The 22507-nt window shown below is 68.3% G+C and carries 21 protein-coding genes and 1 tRNA gene; 8 read left to right on the top strand and 14 right to left on the bottom strand.

Going from position 1 to position 22507, the window contains the following annotated elements:
* The first annotated feature begins 36 nt into the window (after positions 1 to 36).
* The 8 genes from RZE79_RS18900 to RZE79_RS18865 all read left to right on the top strand — a co-directional run bounded on the left by RZE79_RS18900 (position 37) and on the right by RZE79_RS18865 (position 5712).
* Positions 37 to 1257, top strand: coding sequence for an IscS subfamily cysteine desulfurase (locus RZE79_RS18900; protein ID WP_319355919.1), 1221 nt, complete (start codon positions 37 to 39; stop codon positions 1255 to 1257).
* Positions 1258 to 1307: 50 nt separating this feature from the next.
* A complete protein-coding gene (iscU, locus tag RZE79_RS18895; protein WP_153283850.1) occupies positions 1308 to 1727 on the top strand; it encodes a Fe-S cluster assembly scaffold IscU in 420 nt (139 codons plus the stop codon).
* A 1-nt stretch (position 1728) separates the two neighbouring features.
* The gene (iscA, locus tag RZE79_RS18890; RefSeq protein WP_007828190.1) at positions 1729 to 2052 is read left to right on the top strand and encodes an iron-sulfur cluster assembly protein IscA; all 324 of its coding nucleotides are present in this window, start codon (positions 1729 to 1731) and stop codon (positions 2050 to 2052) included.
* A gap of 63 nt (positions 2053 to 2115) precedes the next feature.
* Complete coding sequence (gene hscB, locus RZE79_RS18885) at positions 2116 to 2634, top strand: Fe-S protein assembly co-chaperone HscB (RefSeq protein ID WP_153283851.1); 519 nt, start codon at positions 2116 to 2118, stop codon at positions 2632 to 2634.
* A gap of 6 nt (positions 2635 to 2640) precedes the next feature.
* A complete protein-coding gene (gene hscA / locus RZE79_RS18880) occupies positions 2641 to 4503 on the top strand; it encodes a Fe-S protein assembly chaperone HscA (RefSeq protein WP_319355908.1) in 1863 nt (620 codons plus the stop codon).
* A gap of 13 nt (positions 4504 to 4516) precedes the next feature.
* Positions 4517 to 4855, top strand: coding sequence for an ISC system 2Fe-2S type ferredoxin (gene fdx / locus RZE79_RS18875; RefSeq protein ID WP_056580060.1), 339 nt, complete (start codon positions 4517 to 4519; stop codon positions 4853 to 4855).
* Complete coding sequence (gene dnaQ / locus RZE79_RS18870) at positions 4855 to 5562, top strand: DNA polymerase III subunit epsilon (RefSeq protein ID WP_319355907.1); 708 nt, start codon at positions 4855 to 4857, stop codon at positions 5560 to 5562. The genes fdx and dnaQ overlap by 1 nt, the downstream gene beginning before the upstream one ends.
* A 75-nt stretch (positions 5563 to 5637) precedes the next feature.
* Positions 5638 to 5712: transfer RNA gene (locus RZE79_RS18865), tRNA-Val, on the top strand.
* A 108-nt stretch (positions 5713 to 5820) separates the two neighbouring features.
* Here RZE79_RS18865 and gmd read toward each other — a convergent pair.
* The 14 genes from gmd to RZE79_RS18795 all read right to left on the bottom strand — a co-directional run bounded on the left by gmd (position 5821) and on the right by RZE79_RS18795 (position 22495).
* Positions 5821 to 6858, bottom strand: coding sequence for a GDP-mannose 4,6-dehydratase (gmd, locus tag RZE79_RS18860; protein ID WP_319355905.1), 1038 nt, complete (start codon positions 6856 to 6858; stop codon positions 5821 to 5823).
* A 39-nt stretch (positions 6859 to 6897) separates the two neighbouring features.
* Positions 6898 to 8385: a mannose-1-phosphate guanylyltransferase/mannose-6-phosphate isomerase gene (locus RZE79_RS18855; RefSeq protein ID WP_319355904.1), complete on the bottom strand. Its 1488-nt coding sequence runs from the start codon at positions 8383 to 8385 to the stop codon at positions 6898 to 6900.
* Positions 8386 to 8446: 61 nt separating this feature from the next.
* Positions 8447 to 9250 carry a LuxR C-terminal-related transcriptional regulator gene (locus tag RZE79_RS18850; RefSeq protein ID WP_373696490.1) on the bottom strand — a complete coding sequence of 268 codons (804 nt, stop codon included), beginning with the start codon at positions 9248 to 9250 and terminating at the stop codon, positions 8447 to 8449.
* A complete protein-coding gene (gene galE / locus RZE79_RS18845; protein ID WP_153283856.1) occupies positions 9243 to 10352 on the bottom strand; it encodes a UDP-glucose 4-epimerase GalE in 1110 nt (369 codons plus the stop codon). Before galE ends, RZE79_RS18850 begins: the two co-directional genes overlap by 8 nt.
* A complete protein-coding gene (locus RZE79_RS18840) occupies positions 10349 to 11617 on the bottom strand; it encodes a glycosyltransferase WbuB (protein WP_319355901.1) in 1269 nt (422 codons plus the stop codon). Before RZE79_RS18840 ends, galE begins: the two co-directional genes overlap by 4 nt.
* Positions 11614 to 12882 (bottom strand): polysaccharide biosynthesis protein, encoded by a 1269-nt coding sequence (locus tag RZE79_RS18835; protein WP_319355899.1) that lies wholly within the window; start codon positions 12880 to 12882, stop codon positions 11614 to 11616. The genes RZE79_RS18840 and RZE79_RS18835 overlap by 4 nt, the downstream gene beginning before the upstream one ends.
* Positions 12879 to 13835 (bottom strand): hypothetical protein, encoded by a 957-nt coding sequence (locus RZE79_RS18830; protein WP_319355898.1) that lies wholly within the window; start codon positions 13833 to 13835, stop codon positions 12879 to 12881. The genes RZE79_RS18835 and RZE79_RS18830 overlap by 4 nt, the downstream gene beginning before the upstream one ends.
* A 26-nt stretch (positions 13836 to 13861) precedes the next feature.
* On the bottom strand, positions 13862 to 14833 hold the full coding sequence (locus tag RZE79_RS18825) for a hypothetical protein (protein ID WP_319355896.1): 972 nt from the start codon (positions 14831 to 14833) through the stop codon (positions 13862 to 13864).
* Positions 14830 to 15921: a glycosyltransferase gene (locus RZE79_RS18820; protein ID WP_319355895.1), complete on the bottom strand. Its 1092-nt coding sequence runs from the start codon at positions 15919 to 15921 to the stop codon at positions 14830 to 14832. The genes RZE79_RS18825 and RZE79_RS18820 overlap by 4 nt, the downstream gene beginning before the upstream one ends.
* A 24-nt stretch (positions 15922 to 15945) precedes the next feature.
* Positions 15946 to 17277: a hypothetical protein gene (locus tag RZE79_RS18815; protein WP_319355893.1), complete on the bottom strand. Its 1332-nt coding sequence runs from the start codon at positions 17275 to 17277 to the stop codon at positions 15946 to 15948.
* Positions 17278 to 17293: 16 nt separating this feature from the next.
* Positions 17294 to 18271, bottom strand: a complete 978-nt coding sequence (locus RZE79_RS18810) for a GDP-L-fucose synthase (protein ID WP_319355892.1) — start codon at positions 18269 to 18271, stop codon at positions 17294 to 17296.
* 37 nt (positions 18272 to 18308) lie between these two features.
* On the bottom strand, positions 18309 to 18989 hold the full coding sequence (locus RZE79_RS18805) for a sugar transferase (RefSeq protein WP_319355890.1): 681 nt from the start codon (positions 18987 to 18989) through the stop codon (positions 18309 to 18311).
* On the bottom strand, positions 18986 to 21265 hold the full coding sequence (locus RZE79_RS18800) for a polysaccharide biosynthesis tyrosine autokinase (RefSeq protein ID WP_319355888.1): 2280 nt from the start codon (positions 21263 to 21265) through the stop codon (positions 18986 to 18988). Before RZE79_RS18800 ends, RZE79_RS18805 begins: the two co-directional genes overlap by 4 nt.
* 45 nt (positions 21266 to 21310) lie before the next feature.
* Positions 21311 to 22495, bottom strand: a complete 1185-nt coding sequence (locus RZE79_RS18795; RefSeq protein ID WP_373696489.1) for a polysaccharide biosynthesis/export family protein — start codon at positions 22493 to 22495, stop codon at positions 21311 to 21313.
* Positions 22496 to 22507 lie beyond the last annotated feature (12 nt).

Below are 22507 nucleotides of genomic sequence, written 5' to 3'. Positions count from 1 at the left end.
CCCAGAACACAACCCCCACGCCAGCCCGAGCCAGCCATGGACGTCACTCCTCATTTCCCGATCTATCTCGATTACGGCGCCACCACGCCGGCCGACCCGCGTGTGGTCGACGCCATGATTCCCTGGTTGCGCGAACACTTCGGCAACCCGGCATCGCGCAGCCACGCCTGGGGCTGGGAAGCCGAAGAAGCGGTCGAAAAGGCGCGCGGCCAGGTCGCCGAGCTCATCAATGCCGACCCGCGTGAAATCGTCTGGTCGTCGGGCGCCACCGAGTCGATCAACCTGGCCCTCAAGGGCGCGGCCCAGTTCTACAAGGGCAAGGGCAAGCACCTGATCACCCTGAAGACCGAGCACAAGGCCGTGCTCGACACCATGCGCGAACTCGAGCGCCAGGGTTTCGAAGTGACCTACCTCGACGTCGAGGAAAACGGCCTCGTCGATCTGGAGAAGTTCAAGGCGGCCATCCGTCCCGACACCATCCTGGCCAGCGTGCTGTTCGTGAACAACGAAATCGGCGTGATCCAGGACGTGGTTGCGCTGGGCAACGTCTGCCGCGAAAAGGGCGTGATCTTCCACGTCGACGCGGCCCAGGCCACCGGCAAGGTCGAGATCGACATCACGACGCTGCCCATCGATCTGATGAGCCTTGCCTCGCACAAGACCTACGGCCCCAAGGGCATCGGCGCCCTGTACGTGCGTCGCAAGCCGCGCATCCGCCTGGAAGCGCAGATGCACGGCGGTGGCCACGAGCGCGGCATGCGTTCGGGCACGCTGCCCACGCACCAGATCGTCGGCATGGGCGAGGCCTATCGCATCGCCAAGCTCGAGATGAAGGACGACATCGCTCATGCGGCGCGCCTGCAGAAGCGCCTGCTCGACGGCCTGAAGGATGTCGAACAGGTCTTCATCAACGGCGACCTCGAGCGCCGCGTGCCGCACAACCTGAACATGAGCTTCAACTACGTCGAAGGCGAGTCGCTGATCATGGGCATCAAGGGCCTGGCGGTGTCGTCGGGTTCGGCTTGCACCTCGGCCAGCCTGGAGCCCAGCTATGTGCTGCGCGCCCTGGGCCGCAGCGACGAGCTGGCCCACAGCAGCCTGCGCATGACCATCGGCCGTTTCACGACCGAAGAAGAAATCGACTACGCCATCTCGACCATCAAGCACAACGTCGCCAAGCTGCGCGAGCTGAGCCCCCTGTGGGAGATGTTCAAGGACGGCGTCGACATCAGCACGATCCAGTGGTCGGCCCACTGACCCAGGCCAGCCCACGGCTCCACGATTGAACAAAGTTTGAGAGGTACACCATGGCATATTCTTCCAAGGTCATCGACCACTACGAAAATCCCCGCAACGTCGGCTCCTTCGAAAAGGGCGACGACTCGGTAGGCACCGGCATGGTCGGCGCACCGGCTTGCGGCGACGTGATGAAGCTGCAGATCAAGGTCAATCCCGAAACCGGTGTGATTGAAGACGCGCGCTTCAAGACCTACGGCTGCGGTTCGGCCATCGCTTCCTCGTCGCTCGTGACCGAATGGGTCAAGGGCAAGACGCTCGACGAAGCTGCGGCCCTCAAGAACGCGCAAATCGCCGAAGAACTGGCGCTGCCGCCGGTCAAGATCCACTGCTCGATCCTCGCGGAAGACGCCATCAAGGCGGCCGTGAGCGACTACAAGGCGAAGCACGGCGTGAAGACCGAGTCGACCGCCGAAGCTGCTGTTCACTGAGATGGCCGTCACGCTGACCGAAGCCGCTGCGCGCCACGTCACCCGCTACCTCGGCAAACGGGGCAAGGGCGTGGGCGTGCGGCTGGGCGTGAAGACCACCGGCTGCTCGGGCCTGGCCTACAAGCTCGAGTACGTCGACGAGTTCACGCCTGAAGACGTGGTGTTCGAAGACCACGGCGTGAAGGTGCTGGTCGACCCGAAGAGCCTGGCCTACATCGACGGCACGCAGCTCGACTTCGTGCGCGAAGGCCTGAACGAGGGCTTCAAGTTCATCAATCCGAACGAACGCGACCGTTGCGGCTGCGGCGAAAGTTTTCGCATCTGATGCGTCGTCGCTGACTGCGACCACAGCCGCCACCATGTCATGTGCTGGCGGCTTTTTATTGCCATGAACCTCAACGACACCGACTTCCAATTGTTCGCCGTCCCGGCAACTTTCGCGCAGGACCGCGCCGTGCTCGACGCGCGCTGGAAGGAACTGCAGCGCGAGGTGCATCCGGACCGCTTTGCCGCGCAAGGCGCCGCGGCGCAGCGCGTGGCCATGCAGTGGTCGGTGCGCATCAATGAGGCCTACCAGCGGCTCAAGGACCCGATCCGTCGCGCGAGCTATCTCTGCGAACTCAACGGCGCACCGCTGAATGCGGAGAACAACACAGCGATGCCGGGTGCCTTTCTCATGCAGCAGATGGAATGGCGCGAAGCGCTCGACGACGCCTGCGACATCGCCGCCGTCGAGGTGCTGCAAGCGGACGTCGAAAGCACCCGCGCCCGCGCACTCTCGTCGCTCGACTGGCTGATCGACGAGAAGGGCGACTACCCCGGTGCCGTTCAGCAAGTGAGAGCCCTCATGTTCATTGAGCGCTTCGGCGAGGACGTCGAAAAAAAATTCGATCAGTTGGGACAATAAGCCCTTATGGCTCTTCTTCAGATTTCCGAACCCGGCCAGGCGCCCGACCCGCACCAGCGCCGCATCGCCGTGGGCATCGACCTGGGCACCACGCATTCGCTGGTGGCCTCGGTGCGCAACGGCGTGGCCGAATGCCTGCCCGACGACCAGGGCCGCGTGCTGCTGCCCTCGGCCGTGCGCTACCTCGACGGCGACCGCCGCCAGATCGGCTTCGATGCCGTGGCCGCGCGCGCACAGGACCCCGCCAACACCATTACGTCGGTCAAGCGGCTCATGGGCCGCGGCCTGGCCGACATCGCGAACCGCGAGGCCATGTCGTACCGCATCGGCGGTGACGACGGCGGCATGGTCAAGGTGCAGACCTCGGCCGGCGAGAAGTCGCCCGTCGAGATCAGCGCCGAGATCCTGGCCACGCTGCGCTACCGCGCCGAAGACACCTTCGACGACGAGCTCTACGGCGCGGTCATCACCGTGCCGGCGTACTTCGACGAAGGCCAGCGCCAGGCGACCAAGGATGCGGCGCAACTCGCGGGCTTGAACGTGCTGCGCCTGATCAGCGAGCCGACCGCCGCAGCCATTGCCTACGGCCTCGATAACGCGAGCGAAGGCGTCTACGCGGTCTATGACCTCGGTGGTGGCACCTTCGACATCTCGATTCTTCGGCTCACGCAAGGCGTGTTCGAGGTGATCGCGACAGGTGGCGACTCGGCCCTCGGCGGCGACGACTACGACCACGCCATCGCCGACTTCGTGCTCGCGCAGACCGATCGACAAGCTGGCAACGACAACGACCGCGCGGCACTGCTCGTGGCCGCGCGCGCCGCGAAAGAAGCACTGACCGACGCCGAGTCTGTCCTCTTCAGCGCCGCGCTCACAGGCGGCAATGTCGAGTTCACGCTGACCCGCGCGCAATTCTTTGCTGCCACGCGGGCACTCACCGACCGCACACTCGCCGCCGTGCGCAAGGCCCTGCGCGATGCGAAGCTCAAGCCCGAAGACCTGCAGGGCATCGTGCTCGTCGGCGGCTCCACGCGCATGCCGCAGATCCGCAGCGCCGTGGCCGAGCATTTCGGTCGCGAGCCGCTGATCAACCTGAACCCTGACGAGGTCGTGGCGCTCGGCGCCGCGATCCAGGCCAACCAGTTGGCCGGCAACAACGGCGCGGGTGAGCTGCTGCTGCTCGACGTGATCCCGCTGTCGCTCGGCATCGAGACGATGGGCGGCCTGGTCGAGCGCATCGTGCCGCGCAACCAGACCATCCCGACCGCGATGGCGCAGGACTTCACGACCTACCAGGACGGCCAGACGGCGCTGGCGCTGCACGTGGTGCAGGGCGAGCGCGACCTCGTGTCCGACTGCCGCAGCCTCGCACGCTTCACGCTGCGCGGCATTCCGCCGATGGCGGCCGGCGCAGCACGCATCCGCGTCACGTTCACCGTCGACGCCGACGGCCTGCTGAGCGTGAGCGCCAAGGAGCAGGGCAGCGGTGTCGAGGCCAGCGTGGCGGTCAAGCCCTCGTACGGCCTGTCGGACGACCAGATCGCGACCATGCTGCAGGAGAGCTTCTCCACCGCCCAGCAGGACATGCAGGCCCGCGCGCTGGTCGAGTCGCGCGTCGATGCCGATCGCATGCTGCTGGCCACGCAGAGTGCGCTCGATGCCGACGGCGACCTGCTGAGCAGCGAAGAACGCGCTGTCATCGACGCCTCGATGGCGCGGCTGCGCGAAACAGCCAAGAGCAGCAACGAAGCCGCGGCCATCGAAGCCGCCACCAAGGCGCTGGCCAACGACACCGAAGCCTTCGCCGCCCAGCGCATGAACGCGGGCATTGCGCGCGCGCTCGCAGGCCGCAAGGTCGAATCCCTGTAGACAGAACAATTTCATGCCCACGATCAAGATCTACCCGCATCCCGAGTACTGCCCGCAAGGCGCCGAGATCACCGCGCCCGCCGGCACCTCGATCTGCGAGGCCCTGCTCGACAACGACATCAACATCGAGCACGCCTGCGAGATGAGCTGCGCCTGCACCACCTGCCACGTGATCGTGCGCGCGGGCCTCGACTCGTTGAACGAAGCCGAAGAAGGCGAAGAAGACCTGCTCGACCGTGCCTGGGGCCTCGAGCCGCAGTCGCGCCTGAGCTGCCAGACCATCCTGGCGCAGGACAATGTGACGATCGAGATTCCCAAGTACACGATCAACCACGCCAAGGAAAACCACTGATGTCACGTCAGATCGTTCTTGATACGGAAACCACGGGCCTGTCTGCAGAGAACGGCGACCGCGTCATCGAGCTGGGCTGCGTGGAGCTGTTCGCGCGCAAGCTCACCGGCAACGACCTGCACATCTACTTCAACCCGGAGCGCGAGAGCCACGAAGACGCGCTCAAGGTCCACGGCCTGACCACCGACTTCCTGCGCGACAAGCCGAAGTTCGCCACGCTGGCCAAGGACATCGTCGAGTACCTGCGCGATGCCGAGCTGATCATCCACAACGCGGCCTTCGACGTCGGCTTTCTCAACAAGGAATTCGAGCGCGCCGGCCTGCCGCCGCTCAGGACCTTCGTGAGCGAAGTGACCGACACGCTGGCCATGGCCAAGCTGGTCTACCCTGGCAAGCGCAACTCGCTCGACGCCTTGTGCGACCGCTTCGGTGTCGACCGCTCGAACCGCACCTTCCACGGCGCCAAGCTCGACGCGCAGCTGCTTGCCGACGTGTACATCAATCTCACGCGCGGGCAGGATGCGCTGCTGATCGATGTGGCCTCGAACGAGCCTGCCCAAGGCATGACGGTCGTGGCGGTCGACCTGAGCCAGTTCGAGCTGCCGGTGATCGCGGCGGCCGAGCATGAACTCGCCGCGCACGAGGCGGTGTTGTCGCAACTCGACAAATCCAGCGGTGGAAAAACGGTGTTCCGCCAAAACGCTTGAAAAGCTGTGGCATAATCTGAGGCTTCGCACAGCGCGAAACGTGTTCAAGACACTGAACTCAAAAGCAGTGTCTCAGGGCGGTTAGCTCAGGGGTAGAGCACAGCATTCACACTGCTGGGGTCGGAGGTTCGAAACCTCCACCGCCCACCAATCAGACCTACGACAAACGGCACCTTCGGGTGCCGTTTTCGTTTGTCCTGTGCAATCGCAGTGCCATTCTGAACGGGCCCGCCGCGCGGCCAGCGCACTCCGGTGCGCTCAGAAGGAGTGGCCTTCGCGGTTGCGCCGCAGGTCGGCCTCCACCATCATCGTGCACAGTTCCTCCAGCGTCGTGCGGGGCTCCCAGCCCAACGTCTTCCTGGCATGCGACGCATCGCCGATGAGCAGTTCCACTTCCGCCGGGCGATAGAACTTGGGATCGATCTTCACGAGGACCTTGCCGGTCTTGCGGTCGATGGCGACTTCTTCCTGTCCCACCCCTTCGAACTGCAGCTCGCAGTCCGCGGCCCTGAACGCCATGTCGACGAACTCCCGCACGGTTTCCGCGCGCTGGGTGGCCAGCACATAGTTGTCGGGTTTGTCGGCCTGCAGCATGCGCCACATGCCGTCGACGTACTCCTTCGCATAGCCCCAGTCGCGCTTGGCGTCCAGGTTGCCCAGCGTGAGCACGTCGAGCTTGCCGAGCCTGATCTTCGCCGCCGCGTCGGTGATCTTGCGCGTCACGAATTCGCGGCCGCGCAACGGGCTCTCGTGATTGAAGAGGATGCCGCAGCAACCGAAGATGCCGTAGCTCTCGCGGTAGTTCATCGTCATCCAGTGGGCGAAGAGCTTGGAGACGCCGTACGGGCTGCGCGGGTAGAAGGGCGTGTCTTCCTTCTGCGGAACGGCCTGGACCTTGCCGAACATCTCCGAGGTCGATGCCTGGTAGTACTTGATCTTGCGGTTCGTCAGGCGAATCGCTTCGAGCAGGTGAAGGGTGCCCAGGCCGTTGATGTTCGTGGTGGCTTCGGGCTGGTTGAAGCTCGCGCCCACGAAGCTCTGCGCCGCCAGGTTGTAGATCTCGTCGGGCTCCGCGTCCCTGAGGAGCGTGAGCGAACTGCCCAGGTCCGTCAGGTCGTACTCCACCAGATGAAGCTCCGGATGGTCCTGGATGCCGAGCGACTCGATGCGCCAGAAGTTCACCGAACTGGTTCGGCGAAAGGTCCCGTAGACGGTGTAGCCCTTGCCCAGCAGCAGCTCGGCCAGGTACGCCCCGTCTTGTCCGGTTATGCCAGTGACGACAGCACGTTTTTTCATGGCTTCAGTCAGGTGAGGTGAGATGAGATGAGGGACGGCTCAGGCCGGCGCATCGACGCCGCGTTCGACCGCAAGCGGTACAGCAGATGGCATCGCGAGCGCGTCGCGCTTCTCGGCCGCGGGACAGCGGCCGTAGGTATCGTCGAAACGAACGATGTCGTCTTCGCCGAGGTAGCTGCCGGTCTGCACCTCGATCACTTCCAGCAGGGTCTTGCCGGGGTTTTCGAGCCGGTGGATGGTGCCCGAGGGCAGGTAGATCGACTCGTTCTCCCGCACCAGCAGCACTTCGCCGCCGCGCGTGGCCTTGGCAGTGCCCTTGACGACGATCCAGTGCTCGGCGCGGTGGTGGTGCATCTGCAGCGACAGCTTGCCGCCGGGCTTGACGGTCAGGTGCTTCACCTGGAAGCGCTCGCCCGTGTCGATGCTGTCGTAGGCGCCCCAGGGCCGCACCACGCGGCGATGCTCGGTGGCTTCGACCGTGCCTTCGCGTGCCAGCATGCGCACCACCTCGGCCACCTGTTCGGCGCAGTCCGCACCTGCGACCAGCACCGCGTCCGGCGTGTCCACGATGATCAGGTCCTCGGTGCCGAGCGCCACCACCGGCCGATGCGGCGCGTGGACAAAGGTGTTGCGCGAGTTCAGCACGCTTCCCGCGCCGCTCACGCGGTTGCCCGCCTCGTCGGCCGGGTGCAGTTGGGCCACCGCGTTCCAGCTGCCCACGTCGCTCCAGGCGCCCTCGAAGCGCACCACCGCGACGTCGGCGTGCTTCTCGAGCACCGCGTAGTCGATGCTCTCGCTGCGGCAGCCTTCGAAGGCTTCGGGGTCCAGGCGCACGAAGCTGCCATCGACCGATACTGCGGCGGTCGCGCGTTCGCAGGTGGCGAGGATGTCGGGCGCATGCGTGCGCAGTGCCTCGACCAGCGTGCGGGCCTGGACCAGGAAGATGCCCGCGTTCCAGCAGTAGTTGCCCTGCAGGATCAGCGTTGCGGCCACCGCCGCCGTCGGCTTTTCGACGAAGCGCGCCACGGCGTGGCTGGCGCCATGGCCCGTGGCCCCGGCCGCCTCGATGTACCCGTAGGCGGTGCTCGGAAAACTGGGCGCCACGCCGAAGGTGACGATCCGGCCGGCCAGGGCCGCTTCCACGCCGCTGCGCATCGTGGCCTCGAACAGCGCCACGTCGGGAATGTGGTGGTCCGCGGGCGCAAAGAGCAGCAGGTCGTCGGGGTCGGCCAGCAGGGCCGCCGCGGCCATGGCGGCGGCCGTGTTGCGGGGCACGGGCTCGAGGATCTGGCGGCCCAGCGTGTGCGCGTTCTCGATCGCTTCGCGCACCAGGAACCGGTGCTCTTCCGACGCCACGCAGGTGATCGTCCGGTTCAGCGTCGCGAGCCGTTCGAGCGTGAGGTGCAGCAGGCTCTTGGTGCCCACGAGCGGCGCGAACTGCTTGGGAAACGCCTTGCGCGACAGCGGCCACAGCCGCGTGCCGCTGCCGCCGCACAGGACCACGGGATGGATGGTGGGGGTGTTCATGGGGACCAGCCTTTGTGCAGGGGGTGATGGATCGGATCGCTTCGAAGGCGTGTCGCCCGGTTCAGATGAGGCCGGTGTGAACGGCGAAGTTCACGGCCTGGGCGCGCGAATGCACGTGCAGCTTCTTGTAGATGCTCTTGATGTGCACGTTGACCGTCTGGCCGGTGATGCCGAGCCTGGCGCCGATCTCCGCGGAGACGCAGCCCGACGCGACGTGGCGAAGGACCTGGCTCTCGCGCGGCGTCAGCGTGGCCCCGTGCGGCGGCGACGCGCCGCCGAAGGGCTGCTGTTGCTGCTGCTCGCGGGGCTGGTGGTTCAGTCGGTGCAGCAGGCGCCGCGCCAGCCGCGGCGTGATGACGGCGCCGCCGTTCACCACGTGCAGCACCGCATCGGCAAAGCTCTGCAGCCAGGCGTTCTTCAGCAGATAGCCCGTGGCGCCCAGCTCGAAGGCGCGCAGCACGTGCGCATCGTCCTCGAGCGCGGAGATGACGATGATCTCGCCGTTGCCATGCTGACGGCGCGCCTCGGCGATCAGCTCGAAGCCCATGCCGTCGCTCAGGCGCAGGTCGACCATCAGCACGTCGAACGCGTGCGTGGCCAGCAGCTTGCGTCCCTCGCGGATGCTGTCCGCCTGGCCTTCGAGCTGGATGCGCAGGTCCGACAGCAGCTCCTGGGCGATCACACGGCGCATGTACTCGTCGTCGTCGATGAGCAGCACGCGCACCGGCGATTTTTCCTGGCCCGTCAGGAAGTCGGGCCACAGCCTGGCGGCGGGCGCGCACACGGGGGTGGCGGTGCCCTGGTGGCGCGGCGGCATCACGGCGGAGGCGGGGTCGCCAGAAGAAACGAGCGTGTGATCAGCCATGGTCTTGCCCCGGTTGGAGTGGGTGAGGAAGGGACGCCGGCGCAGTGCCATCGGCGGTGCGGACCGGGAAGTCCGGCACCGGCCCGTCGAAGCCGCGTGGGTTCGCCAGCTGCCACCGCCAGCTGTCGGCGCACATCTGGTCCAGGCTTCGCTGCGCGCGCCAGCCGAGCCGGTCCTGGGCATGCTGCACGTCCGCCCAGTAGGCCGCGGCATCGCCGGGACGGCGCGCCCCGATGTGCACCGCGATGCGGTGTCCGCACGCGCGTTCGAACGCCGCAATCACGTCGAGCACCGACGCGCCCTGGCCCGTGCCCAGGTTCACCGTGAGCAGGCCCCGATGCAGCGCCGCGTACCGCAGGGCCGCCACATGGCCCTCGGCCACGTCCATCACATGCACGTAGTCGCGCACCCCCGTGCCGTCGTGCGTCTCGTAGTCGTTGCCGTGCACGACGACGTGCCCGCGCTCGCCCACCGCGACCTGCGAGACGTACGGCACGAGGTTGTCGGGCGGCCCCTGGGGGTGTTCGCCCAGCAGGCCGCTCTCGTGCGCGCCGATGGGGTTGAAGAAGCGCAGGCACGCGATGCCCCAGCGGGGATCGGAGCGCGAGAGGTCCGCGAGCATGCGCTCCACCATCACCTTGGAGCGCCCGTAGGGATTGACGGCCGCGTACGACGCGCTCTCCCGTATCGGCGAGCGCGCGATGTCGCCGTAGACCGTGGCCGAAGACGAGAAGATCAGCGTGCGCACGCCGGCGCGCGCCATGGCACGCGCCAGTGCGAGGCTGCCCGCCACGTTGACGTCGTAGTAGCCGAGCGGGTCGCTCACCGAGCGGCTGACCGCCTTCAGCCCCGCGAGATGCAGCACCGCGTCGACCCCGTGCTCGGCGAACACGCGGTCGAGCACCGCCGCGTCGCGCACGTCGCCGCGCACGAGCTGCGGCTGCACGCCGCAGATGCGTCCCACGCGCTCCAGCGAACGCGGGTCGCTGTTGACCAGCGTGTCCAGCACCACCGGCAGGAAGCCGGCCGCGATCAACGCCACGCAGGCGTGGCTTCCGACGAAGCCCGCGCCACCCGTCACGAGAATCTTTGAATGGGTCATGGTTGGGACTCGCGCAAGGGGGACGGCGTTGTCGTGCCTCGGTCTGCCACGCAGCGAACCAGCGCTTGCTCGAAGCGCGACAGGATCGCGTCCTGGTCGAGCTCCGCCTGCGCGAACGCACGGCCCGCCGCACCGAGCGTTTCGCGCAGGACCGGCGACACCGCGAGCTGCGCGATGGCGTCGGCCAGCACGGCCGCATCGCCCGGTGGCACCACGAGGCCGCGGCCCGCCACCGCGTTGCCGAGTTCGGTGCCGGGGTGCGCGGTGGCGATCACGGCTTTGCCGCTCGCGAACATGCCGGCCAGCTTCGAGGGCATCACGAGGTCCGCGGCATCGGCGCGCTGGGGCAGCACGTGGATGTCGGCCATGCCCAGCAACTCGTTGAGCCGCTCGGCGGGCTGCAGGTCCAGAAAGTGCACGCGGTCCAGGCCGGCACAGGCCGACATCAGCGGGCCGCGGCTGGGGCCGTTGCCGCAGATGACGAAGTGGATGTTCGGCCGGCCGGCGAGCAGGCCTGCCGCTTCGGCCAGCAGCTCGATGCCCTGCTTGGTGCCCAGGCTGCCCGCATAGAGCACGACCACGGCCTCGGGCGCAATGCCCAGTTCGGCCCGGTACCCGCCGTCCGCAACGGGCACAGGATGGATGGCCGAGATGTCCACCCAGTTCGGAAAGAACACCAGCCGGCCTTCGTCGACGCCCTTGCTTCTGGCCTTCTCCATCATGGCTGCGGAGATGGTCGACACGCGGTCGAACCGCGTCAGCAGCCATCGCTCGATCGACTGCGCGAGGCGCCGCACGACCGCACCGCGCAGGTGGCCCAGGCTGAATGCCGCATCGACTTCATGGTCCTGGATGTGCAGCCACGACCGGATGCCGAGCATCTTCGCGAAGCACAGCACTGCAGGCGCGCAGAACAGCGGCGGTTCCACGACGAACACGAGGTCGGGCTTCCAGCGCGCCTGCGCCAGCAGCAGCGGCAGGCTCGACAGCATGAATGAGACCAGGTGCGCCACGCGCGCCAGCGCACGCGGCTGCGCGGGCACCCAGGTGGGCGCGCGCCAGACCGTGAGGCTGTTGTGTTCGGTCTTGCGATAGGCCCAGGCCGAATGTCCCTCGAACACCGCCCAGTGCGGAAAGAAAGGCGGCGCCGCGATCACGCGCACATCGTGGCCCTTGGCCTGGAGCCAGTCGGCCATCTCGCCGGAGTACTTGCCGATGCCGGCCAGCTCGGGCGCGAAGTTCATCGAGTACAGCAGGATCTTCACGGCGACCTCTCAGTGACCGGGCGCAGCAGGCGCACGATCGGAAAGAAGCCGAACAGCGCGCGCATGCGCAGCTCGTACAGCAGGAAGTCGGAGACGAAGGCAATGAAGAAGACGTAGTGCGGCTTGTCCGGAAAGAGCGAGATCACGACGCCGTACGAGGCCATGCGCAGTGCGAACTCCAGCAGCGTCCACCATCCGAGCGAGCCCATCGTGGCGTTGAGCGAGAGCATCATTTCGTGATGGACCGTGTAGGTCCTCAGCAGGAAGTACGGCGCAATGCACACGAAGATGTCGCGCGCCTCGGGGCCGAGCTTCAGCAGCGGCGCGGCCACCGCCAGCAGGCCTGCCAGCCCCACGAAGAGCACGCAGCCGAGCAGGAACGAATGCCGCGCCAGCCGCAGCTTTTCGGTCGTGAGGTTGGCTGCGTTGGCGTCCAGCATCGCCGGCGTCTTCGTGACGAGAAAGGCCTGCACGAACTGCGAAGGCGCCTCCGCAAGAAGAAAGGCCAGCTTGAACGCGCCCACGTAGCCCAGCGGCATGAAGAGCGCCACGAGCAGCAGGTCCGACTTGCGCAGCAGGAATGTCAGCAGCGCATACACCGTGGCGCTGGCCTGCGACGCGAGCGCCAGCACGGGCGGCCCGGCCGGCGGCGATGCGCCGTTCGCCGGCAGCACGATGGCCGCGCCCACGAGCAGCAAGGCCAGCAGGTTGATGGCGAGCAGGTGCGCCACGCCGATCTCCAGACCGAGCACCGCGAGCGCCGCCACGCCCAGCACCAGAACGGTCGCGCGCACGCCCGACTCCAGGTTGAGCAGGCCCGCATGGCCCAGGCCCCGGCTGAACGACAGGCGCAGGCTGTTGAAGGCGAAGACCGCGAGCGACAACACGATCAGCACGAAGGGCGCGCCGGCCACCGGCAGGCGCTGTGCACCCACGACGCCGGCTGCGAGCAGCGCGGCCAGCGGAAGCCCGATCGCCAGCGTGCGCACCAGGTCGCCGCGGGTCACCCGGGGCGGCACGCTCGCGGCATTGCGCGAGAACAGCAGCGCGCTTCCCAGCGTGCCCACGACCAGCGCTACTTCCAGCACCGACTGGTAGATGGAGTACTCGCCGAAGCGCGCAGGCGCCACCTGGGCCGCGATGAGAAAGATCGCCAGGAAACCCGAAAGGTACACGTACAGCCGCGACGCAAGCGCTCCCAGGCCGAAGCGCTGCGCAAGGCGCACGCCGGGCAGCGCGAACGAGGTGCCTGCGGCCGGCTTCATGGCGTGCTCCCGTCCGCGGGGTGCTTCGCCGCCGGCGCGTGCGCCAAGCCCAGGCTGTCGGCCATGCGCCGCGCGCGCGAGGCGACGCGGTGCGCGCGGTTCTTCGCCCTGCGCGCCATCTGCAGGGCCCAGGTCAGCACCGCGACCGTGTACACCCGGCGACGCAGCGCGGGCTGCATCGCCATCTTGGCGGCGCCCTGGAAGTGCAGCGCGAGCACGCGCACCGTTTCGCCCGCCGGCGTCTGCAGGCAGGGCTGGCCGTCGACGAAGGCCAGGCGCTTGGCGCCGCCACGCACGCGGAACTCGCGCACGAAGTGGTTGGTGCCGCCGTTGACGTTGTGGTCGATCACCTGGCCGTCGAGCATGCGGTTGATCGGCACGGTGTTGCCCGTGGCCTGCGCCCACAGGTACAGCAGCGTCATGTCGGACACCCCGCCGCGCACGCTGCGGGCCGCGAAGCGCTCGGCAATGTCGCGCAGCTGGTGCAGGCCCGCGGGCGTGCTGTACATCTGCATGAGGCAGGCGACGAAGTCGCGCAGGCCGCCCGCTGTCCAGTAGCTCACGTGCGGCGAGATCTGGCAGGGGTTCCAGCCGTCCGTGGGCAGGATGCCGGAGCCGGAAAAGTCGGCGGTGCCCACCAGGCGCGCAATGTGCGCGCCGACGCCGCGAAACAGCAGCACGTCGCTGTCGATCAGCACGAAGGCGCGGCAGTCGGGGTGCGCCGCCAGATGGTTGGCCAGCAGAAAGTAGCGCCGGAAGCAGATCTTCTCGAACGCCGGCGTGTTGCTCGACAGGTGAACGTAGGCCTGGCAGAAGCGTTCGTACGCCGGCCCGGCGTCGGTGTCCGACAGAACGACCAGGTGCTCCGCCGCCATGGCCGCGGATTCGCAGCACAGGCGCAGGGCCTTGTTCTGGCGGTCTTCCACAACGATGAAGGGGAGAGCTTGGTCCATGGTCGGCGGGGTTTTCGCGATACGTGTCAGGGCCGCGGCGCGGTCGCGCTGCGTACCAGCGCGACGTGGGCGGGAATAAAGCGGAAGTCGGCGTCCAGCGGCATGTCGAGCGTGAGCATTCCGCCCCGGGCGTTGGCGTCGCCGATCCAGCCGCGCAGCTGCGCCGCCGAGAAACGCGGCGCGCTCGGCTGGGCCCACGAAGCGCCCAGCGGCGTCAGCACATGCAGCCGGAGTTCGGAGGGCGGCGAGGCCAGGCGCGCGGTGGGCTGCAGGTACTCGCCCGCCATGAGGTTCTGGCACGGCGCGCTCTTGAGGGCGAAGCGCGCCGCCCCCTCGCCGGCATTGAAGGCCAGCCATCGGGTCGGGGCACCGCTGCGTGCGGCCGCGCAGAGCCTGTTCCAGCCGAGCGGCGCCATGCCCGTCGTGTTGTAGACACCGTCGAACCACCAGCCCGTGGCCAGCGCGCCGTAGTGCTGCGACCAGCTCTCGACCACGGCCGACCAGGCGGTGATGAAGCGCGGCGGCGGCGGCAGCTGTTCGGACACGTCGCCCAGGCAGTCCATCAGGTAGGGGTCGCCTTGCGGCGCGCGGAACGGCAGGTAGAGGATCAGCGCGATGCCGTGGCGCCGCAGCGCGCGGCCGATCTCCAGCGGCAGGTCGCGCGGCGAACGGTGCGCGGCGCTGCGCGGGCACAGCGCTTCGAGCGCGGCATTCGGCGCGATGAACTGGCCGTTGTTCTGGCCGAGCGTCAGGATGAGGTGGTGGGCGCGCATCTCGGCGAGCGCGGCGGCGAAGGCCTCGACGTCGAAGCGTCCGATGCCGGCGATGGACTGCTTGTCGGGCAGGTAATGCACCATCACGCCGAAGCCCTGCGTGCCCTGCGCGTGGGGCGCATCCGGCGGAGCCGGCCGCGTCGCGACGGCCAGCCCCGCCCACGCGACCAGCCCGAGCGCCAGCACTGCAAGCGCGCGAAGAAGGGGCAGGGCGCGGTTCGTCATGACGTGGCCTGCGCCAGCGAAGCGGCGTTGCGCTTCAACGTGAAGTAGCTCGCGGCCACCGCGCCCGGCGTGCAGGCCCGCGAGAGCGACCAGGTGGGGCGTGCGCGCTCGTGGTGGGCCAGGTAGCGCTCGATGCCGCCGAGGCCGCCGAATTCGTTGCCGATGAAGAACGCGTAGCCCGCGAAGAGCTCCCGGTGCACCGGCAGGTCCGAGAGCAGCAGCGGCACGCCCAGCGTGGCCGCCTCCGCGGCCGACAGGTTGAAGCCCTCGAAGGTGGACAGCGAGATGAAGGCGGTCGCTCCCTGGTACAGACGCAGGAGTTCTCCCCGCGACACCAGCCCCCGATGGCGCACGCAGGCGCGGAACGCGGGCGCCATGGCCGAGACCATGCGTTCGACCTCGCGCGCGCCGTTGCCCGTGATGTCCAGGTAGTCGACCAGGCCCTGGCGCTTCATGCGCACGAAGAGCTTCAGGATGCCCTCGAAGTTCTTGTGCGGGTAGTAGTGGTACGCGGCGATCAGGTAGCGCCCGCCGGGCGCGATCAGGCTGCCGGCGCTATGGGCGACGGCGCCCGCATCCACGGGATTGAAGATCACCGCGGCGTGCGCGCAGCGCGTGAAGTGCCGCTCGAAATCCTGCTGGCTGCTGCGGCTGATGAAGACCACGTCGGCGGCGCTGCGCGCGAGGCGGTGCAGGTTCCAGTCGAGCCACAGGCGCTTGAGCAGCGTGAAGTACTGCGGGTACGACTTGTACTGCACGTCGTGCACCACCACGATCGAATCCCGATGGCGGCCGAAGGGCGCCAGCAGCGAGAAAGGCAGGAAGTAGTTCGGGAACAGCGAGTACACCCGCTCCCCGCGCAGCCACCCGAGCGCCAGGTGGACGTTGTAGAGCAGCGTGTCGAGGATGAAGCGGCTGATCTTCAGCCGCCGTGCCGCCGCGTAGAGGCGCGGATGGCGCTCGCTGATCGGCTGCACGTGGTGCTCCGGTGCGCCGCGCATGCTCTGCAGCAGCACCTCGGACACGTTCAGCACCCCGCCCGCCGACGCGTTGAGCCGGATGGTGTCGTAGAAGAGATAGGTGGCCATGGTCGCTCCCGTTTGCGTGCGTTCTCATGCCGTCGGCAGGCCGGCGCGTGCCGGGCCTGTCGGTGGTGTGGGGCGGGCTGCCGGTCTGCGGAACCCCGACGCGAGGCTGCCGGCGACGACGGCCGCGACCAGCCCCGAGACGGCGAACGGTCCCCAGCCGAGGATCGGCCCGCGCAAAAAGGGCACGTAGGCGGCCAGCAGCACCAGTGCGCAGAGGTAGCCGGTCGTCAGCGTGCGCTGCGGGTCGATGGCCTTGTCGACGAAGCGAAAGCCCGCCGAGACCGCGAAGCCCAGCAGCACCGGGCCCGCCAGGCCGAAGTCGAAGTACGCGGTGGTGAAGGGCGGCAGCGACAGGTTGCTCTGCGAGAAGTTGCCCAGCACGGCCGGCCAGCCGAGCGGGTCGAACTCCGGGAACATCTTCAGCTCGCGCGGCAGGACGAAGGAAAAGGCCGAGAGCAGGTAGCGCCCGTAGCCGAGATCGGGGGAAGGCGCACGCTCCAGGATGCCCGCGACGACGAACATCGCATCGAAGTCCAGGCTGAAGGGGTAGGTCGCCAGCTCCGCCCCCCACATGGCGTCCCGCGAGATCAGGTTCAGCACCGGGCCCAGGCCGGCAATGGCGCCGAAGATCACGCCGGCGAGCGTCCACCGGTGGCTGCGCCCCAGGGCATGGATGAGCAGCGGCAGCAGCCCGATCAGGATCACCTGCCGCGCCGTGTTGACCGGGTTCGCGGCGAAGGCGGCCAGCGCGAAGGCAAGGCCCGCGGCGCACCAGGCCCGCAGCGTGCGCTGGCGCAGGGCGTGGATCGCGAGCACCACGAAGCACATCAGCACCACGAGCTTGGGCATCGTGGAATAGACGATGTACTGGACCGGCGTGCTCTCTTCTCCCCCCAGCGTGCCGCGCGCCACGAAGTTCATGTCGGTATGAAGGAAGAGCGCGGCGAACGCCACCTCCAGGCAGCCCAGCAGCAGGAAGGGGTGGGCGACGCCGGCGGCGCGCGCGCGCTGCGCCGGCCAGGGCGCGGCCGTCGGCGCGGGCAGGCCCAGCCGAGCGGCTTCCACCCCGGCCATGTACAGCAGCACGAGCATCAGTGCCTGCGTGTGCGCGGCCGGCCCGACGATGCCGACCTCCCAGAAGTCGACATCGGCCGCAATCTGCATCGCCGGGGCCAGCGAGAAGTAGACGAGAACCACCGTGTAGTGAAGCAGCAGGAACACGCTGCCGCCGGCGGCGCCCAGCATCGACAACTGCACCAGCGCCAGCACGCACACGACCCCGTAACCCCAGACGGGATCGATGAGCCCGCACAGCGCGGCGCAGACGATGCCGGACCAGAAGACGAGGGTTCTCATGGCAGGGTCCGGTTCTTCAGGCGTGCGCGGCCTCGGCGGCGGTCCGGGGGATCGCCTGGTAGTCCGCATAGGTGCGGCGCAGGCCTTCGGCCAGCGGCACCGTCGCGCGCCACCCGAAGCTGGCCGCGCGCGACACGTCCAGCAGCTTGCGCGGGGCGCCGTCGGGCTGTGCCAGGTCGTAGCGGATGCTGCCCTCGTAGCCCACGACCTCACGGATGTGCTCCACCAGCTCGGCGATCGAGACGTCCTCGCCCGTTCCGAGATTGATGTGGCCGCGCATCGGGTCGGTGTGCTGGTCGTAGGCGGCGCGCGACAGGTTCATCACGTCCAGGCAGCCCTCGACCATGTCGTCCACGTACAGGAACTCGCGCCGCGCCCGGCCGCTGCCCCAGATCAGCACGCTCGGCGTGCGGCTGATCTTGGCCAGGTGAAAGCGCTGGATCAGCGCGGGCACCACGTGGCTGTTCTCCAGGTGGTAGTTGTCGCCGGGGCCGTAGAGGTTGCTCGGCATCACGCTGCGGAAGTCGACGCCGTGCGTGGCGCCGTACTGCCGGTTGTAGCTCTCGCAGAGCTTGATGCCCGCGATCTTGGCGATCGCGTAGGGCTCGTTGGTGGGCTCGAGCTTGCCGGTGAGCAGGGCGTCTTCGCGGATCGGCTGGTCGGCCAGCCGCGGGTAGATGCAGCTCGAGCCGAGGAACAGCAGCCGCTTGATGTTGGCCAGAAAGGCCTGGTGCGTGAGGTTCGCCGCGATCAGCAGGTTCTCGTAGATGAACTGCGCGGGGTAGGTCATGTTGGCGTGGATGCCGCCGACCTTCGCCGCCGCCACGTAGACCTGGTCGACGGGCTCGCTCGCGAAGAAGCGCGCAACGGCCGCCTGGTCGAGCAGGTCGAGCTCGGCGTGGCTGCGCGTGACGACGTCGTGGCCCAGCTCGCGCAGGCGCCTCGTGAGCGTCTGGCCCACCATCCCGCGATGACCGGCAACATAGATTCGCATGGCGTTCTTTCAGTGAAGGAGGGGGTGAGCTCGGGTCTCAGCGCGAACCGCGCGCTCCGAGCACGACACGGAAGGTCTTCAGCAGGATCACGAGGTCGCGCAGCAGCGAGAGCGTGGCGACGTACTCGGCGTCCATGGCCGCGCGGCGGCGGTAGCTCACTTCGTTGCGCCCGCTGATCTGCCACAGGCCGGTGATGCCCGGGCGCACGGCGCAGTAGTACGCCCAGTAGGGTCCGTACAGTTCCTTCTGGGCAAACATGCACGGGCGCGGGCCGACCATGCTCATGTCGCCCTTGAGCACGTTCCAGAACTGCGGGAATTCGTCGATGCTGTAGCGGCGCAGGAAGGCACCGAAGCGCGTGATGCGCGGGTCGTGTTCGAGCTTCTGGAACTTCTCCCATTCGCGCCGGGCCGCGTCGTTCTCGCGCAGGTGCCGCGCCAGCACGGCATCGGCGTTGGGCGCCATGGTGCGGAACTTGTAGAAGCGGAAGATCCGTCCGTTGCGGCCGTAGCGCGGCTGCACGTAGATGGCCGGGGCGCCCGAGGTCAGCAGCACGCCGACGGCGATCAGCGCGTAGGCCCAACCCAGGAACAGGAAGAAGGCGCCCGCCAGGACGATGTCCATCGTGCGCTTGGCAACCTGCAGGAGCCGCGAGCCGCCCACCGGCACGGGGCGGGCGGCGGTACGCTGCGGCGTGCGTGACAGGTGCGTGCTCATGATGTCGCGCGCTCCGGTTCGGCGTGGGCGGTGTGCCCCAGCGCGGGCGGATAGATGTTCGGCGGCAGGCGGTGGGGGCCGTAGTCGTAGCCGTAGGCGCTGTGGCGTTGCCGCGCGTCCTGCGCGTTGAGCACCACGCCGTGGAACGACGCGCCCACGTGCGCCAGCCGCTTCGCACTCTCCACCAGGTCGCCCAGCTCGCTGTCGCCGGCGCGGGCCACGAGCATCAGCGTGCCCATGTCCGGCGCCATCGCCACGGTCTCGGTCGCCAGCAGGATGGGCGGTGCATCGACGACCACGGCGTCGTAGAGCGCCGAGAGGGTTTCCAGCAAGCGCGTGAACGCGCTGGCGCCCAGCATCGTGGCGGGATCGAGCGGCAGCTTGCCGGTGGTGATCACGTCCAGGTGCGGCAGCACCTGCACGTGAACCGCCTGTGCGAGCGTGCAGGTGCCGGCGATCAGCTCCGACAGGCCGGCGGCGGGCTTCAGCCCGAACTGGCTCGCCACGGTGCCGCGGCGCATGTCGGCATCGATCAGCAGCACGCGCTTGCCCGAGGTCGCCAGCACGGCCGAGAAATTCGTCGACAGGAAGGTCTTGCCCGCGCCCGGCGTCGCGCTGGTCAGCAGGATGCGGTTGTTCGGTGCCGCGGCCGTCAGGAAGCCCAGCGTGGTGCGCAGCCTGCGCACGCCTTCGAGCGCCGGGTCGTCCGGGTGCTGGGCCGCCAGCAGCTTCAGCCCGGGCCGGCCCTGGCGGATGGCGCGATCGAGCGCGCCTTGCCGCGTGCTGAGCGCGATCGTGCTGTAGACGTTCAGGCCCGTGCGCATCTCGATCTCGTCGGGGGTGGCGACCGTGTTCTTGAGCACCTTGCGCAGGATCGCGATGAGCGCGCCCAGGAACAGCCCCACGACCAGCGCCAGCGCCATCACGATCACCGCCTTGGGCCGCACCGGCTTCTCCGGCGACAGCGCCTGGTCGAGCACGCGCACGTTGCCGATGCGGCCTTCGCGGGCCAGGCGCATCTGCAGTGAGCTGTTCAGGAGCGATGCGTAGAGCTCGGTGTTGACCTTGATGTCGCGCTGCATGCGCAGCGAGTTCTGCTGCAGCATCGGCATGCGGCGGATGCGGGTGTCCACGCCGCCCAGCTCCCTGCGCAACGAGGCGATCTGCGCGTCGAGCGTGATCAGCATCGGGTGCGCGCTGGTGAAGCGGCTCGCCAGGTCGAGGCGCTTCTGGCGCGCGTCGAGCAGCTTGGCCTGCAGGTCGACGTTCTGCGACAGCGCGTTGCGCGCCTCGTCGTCCAGGCTGATGGTTCCGTTCTGGTTGCGGTACTGGTTGTAGGCCTCTTCGGACTGTTCCAGCTGCTGCTTGAACTTGGGCAGCTCGGTGCCCAGAAAGTCCAGCGTGCGCTCGGCCTGCGCGGTCTTCTGGTCGATGTTCTGGCGCATGTACAGGCGCGCCACCTCGTTGAGCAGGTTCGCCAGATGGGCGCGGTCGTCGGTCTGCCAGCTCACATCGATCACGCTGGACTGCTTGCCCTTCTCGATCACGCGCAGCTCGCGCTGCAGCTCGAGCATGGTGAGCTGCGTGGAATGCCGCGTCAGCTCGAAGGCGCCGCCGGGCCGGGCGTCGAACGAGGCCACCAGCAGGTGGACCGTGCCGCCGGGCACCGAGCTGTCCAGCGGCACGCCGGCCTGGCCCTGCAGCGGCGTGTCGAGGTCGGGGTGCGTCAGGGTGTATTTGCCGTCGGTGCCGGCAGTCAGCAGGAACTTCTTGCCCTCGAGGGCCGGCGGCACGTCCATCTGCGCGACCGCGATCTGCTCGGTGCCCGACACATAGCCGCGCAGGCCGAAGAAGCCCGGCGTGGACAGCGTCTTCGAATGCCGCGCCATGAAGGCGCCCACGACCGGGATGTAGTGCGGCCGCGCCTCGATGAACAGCTTGGTGTTGTCGATCGCCTGGCCGAGCACCAGCCGCGACTTCAGGATCTCGGCCTCGCCCGAGGTCGGCGTCTTCACGCCCACGCCGTTGACCGCGGCATCGCCCGCGCCGGCGGGCGCACGGTCGGCATCCTCGAGCTGGATCAGCACGTTGGCTTCGTACACCCGCGGCCCGAAGAGCGCGTAGCCCGCGCCCAGCACCAGCACCACGGCAGTCACCGAGGCGATCAGCCACCGGTTGTCCAGCAGCAGGTCGACGTGCTCCTTGAACCGCGAGTGGGCGCGCTCGGGTTCCGGGCTGAAAGGAGCGGGAAGCGGGGGGTACCAACGCGCATTCATGGGCTTCACCTTCTTGTTCGTTTTCGGGCCGGGGCGCCGTGCGGCTTACCTGCTGCGGGCGGTGTCGCGCGCGAGGTTGACCACCTGGGCGGCGGGAAGAATCAGGTTGGCGACCCGGTTCCACGAGACCAGCGGCACGCGGTCGACGTAGACCACGTCGCGCGGCTTCAGCTCGAAGCGGTCGGCCAGCGCGAGCGCGGTCGGGTTCTTCGCGTTCAGGCTGAAGATCTGCGGCGCGTCGGACGTCTGCGGCGAGTTGCGGATCACGTAGATCTGTCCGGGGTCGGCCGAGAACAGGTCGGGCCCGCCCGCATCGCCGAGGGCCTCGTTCAGGCTCATGCGGCCGTTGCGCATCAGCAGCGCCGAGGGCCGCACGATCTCGCCCATCACGTAGATGCGGCTGTCGTCCCGGCTGCCGACGTACACGACGTCCCCGTTGCGCAGCGGAATGTTGTTGGCGTCGGCGCCGAAGCGCTTGAGCTGCAGCATGTCGATGGCCACCGTGCGCTCGCCGCGCGTGAGCATCACCTGCGAACGGTCGCCCACGGCGGTGATGCTGCCCGCGCGGTTGAGTGCCTCGGACAGCGTCATCGGGATGTCCGTGAAGATCTGCAGACCCGGCGTGCGCACCTCGCCCTCGACATAGGCGCGCTGGCTGCGGAACGACTGGATGCGCACGCTGACCAGGGGCGCCTTGATGATCTTGCCGATGCGGTTCGCGATCAGCTCCGACGCGCCGCTCTCGGTCAGCCCCTGCAGCCGGGTGCGGCCGATGTAGGGAAAGCTGATCTCTCCCGCGGCATCGACGATGAAGCCCGGCGCCACGGTGACGCCGGTCGGGTCGCTCTGCTGCGCGATCACCGCGCCCAGGTTGGGCTGCAGCTCGGGGTTGTTGTAGACGGTGATGCCCACCACGTCTCCCGGCCCGATGGTGTAGGCCGAGGGCCGGCCGAACAACGCCTTCACCTCGGGCGGGAGGCCCGTGTTCAGGGCGAGCTGCGCGCGGATCAGCTCCGGCGTGATGGCCTCCACCCGACCGGTGCCGCCGGCTGTGCCGTTGCCCGATTGCAGCGGGCCCGGCGTGCCGAAGCCGGGCGCGCAGCCGCACAACCCGAGCGACAGCAGCAGCGCCATGGCGCGCGACCGGAAGCGGCCACCGGGCAGGGCGCGGGCGCCCTCGGTGGCGAGGAGGCGCTCGCCGCGCGGATTCGCTGGGGTGACGGTTTTCATGAGTCTCTCCTT

This window comes from Variovorax sp. EBFNA2, assembly GCF_033802765.1.
Lineage (GTDB): Bacteria > Pseudomonadota > Gammaproteobacteria > Burkholderiales > Burkholderiaceae_C > Variovorax > Variovorax paradoxus_H.
Note: the sequence above shows the minus strand (reverse complement) of the source record. Positions and strands in the feature narration are given on the sequence as shown.

Coding starts and splice junctions, on each gene's coding strand:
- RZE79_RS18820 (WP_319355895.1), bottom strand. CDS start 15,921: ATGGCCACCTATCTCTTCTACGACACCATCCGGCTCAACGCGTCGGCG.
- gmd (WP_319355905.1), bottom strand. CDS start 6,858: ATGAAAAAACGTGCTGTCGTCACTGGCATAACCGGACAAGACGGGGCG.
- hscA (WP_319355908.1), top strand. CDS start 2,641: ATGGCTCTTCTTCAGATTTCCGAACCCGGCCAGGCGCCCGACCCGCAC.
- RZE79_RS18805 (WP_319355890.1), bottom strand. CDS start 18,989: ATGAGCACGCACCTGTCACGCACGCCGCAGCGTACCGCCGCCCGCCCC.
- RZE79_RS18835 (WP_319355899.1), bottom strand. CDS start 12,882: ATGAAGCCGGCCGCAGGCACCTCGTTCGCGCTGCCCGGCGTGCGCCTT.
- fdx (WP_056580060.1), top strand. CDS start 4,517: ATGCCCACGATCAAGATCTACCCGCATCCCGAGTACTGCCCGCAAGGC.
- RZE79_RS18810 (WP_319355892.1), bottom strand. CDS start 18,271: ATGCGAATCTATGTTGCCGGTCATCGCGGGATGGTGGGCCAGACGCTC.
- iscA (WP_007828190.1), top strand. CDS start 1,729: ATGGCCGTCACGCTGACCGAAGCCGCTGCGCGCCACGTCACCCGCTAC.
- RZE79_RS18825 (WP_319355896.1), bottom strand. CDS start 14,833: ATGACGAACCGCGCCCTGCCCCTTCTTCGCGCGCTTGCAGTGCTGGCG.
- iscU (WP_153283850.1), top strand. CDS start 1,308: ATGGCATATTCTTCCAAGGTCATCGACCACTACGAAAATCCCCGCAAC.
- RZE79_RS18850 (WP_373696490.1), bottom strand. CDS start 9,250: ATGGCTGATCACACGCTCGTTTCTTCTGGCGACCCCGCCTCCGCCGTG.
- hscB (WP_153283851.1), top strand. CDS start 2,116: ATGAACCTCAACGACACCGACTTCCAATTGTTCGCCGTCCCGGCAACT.
- RZE79_RS18900 (WP_319355919.1), top strand. CDS start 37: ATGGACGTCACTCCTCATTTCCCGATCTATCTCGATTACGGCGCCACC.
- galE (WP_153283856.1), bottom strand. CDS start 10,352: ATGACCCATTCAAAGATTCTCGTGACGGGTGGCGCGGGCTTCGTCGGA.
- RZE79_RS18855 (WP_319355904.1), bottom strand. CDS start 8,385: ATGAACACCCCCACCATCCATCCCGTGGTCCTGTGCGGCGGCAGCGGC.
- RZE79_RS18800 (WP_319355888.1), bottom strand. CDS start 21,265: ATGAATGCGCGTTGGTACCCCCCGCTTCCCGCTCCTTTCAGCCCGGAA.
- dnaQ (WP_319355907.1), top strand. CDS start 4,855: ATGTCACGTCAGATCGTTCTTGATACGGAAACCACGGGCCTGTCTGCA.
- RZE79_RS18795 (WP_373696489.1), bottom strand. CDS start 22,495: ATGAAAACCGTCACCCCAGCGAATCCGCGCGGCGAGCGCCTCCTCGCC.
- RZE79_RS18830 (WP_319355898.1), bottom strand. CDS start 13,835: ATGGACCAAGCTCTCCCCTTCATCGTTGTGGAAGACCGCCAGAACAAG.
- RZE79_RS18815 (WP_319355893.1), bottom strand. CDS start 17,277: ATGAGAACCCTCGTCTTCTGGTCCGGCATCGTCTGCGCCGCGCTGTGC.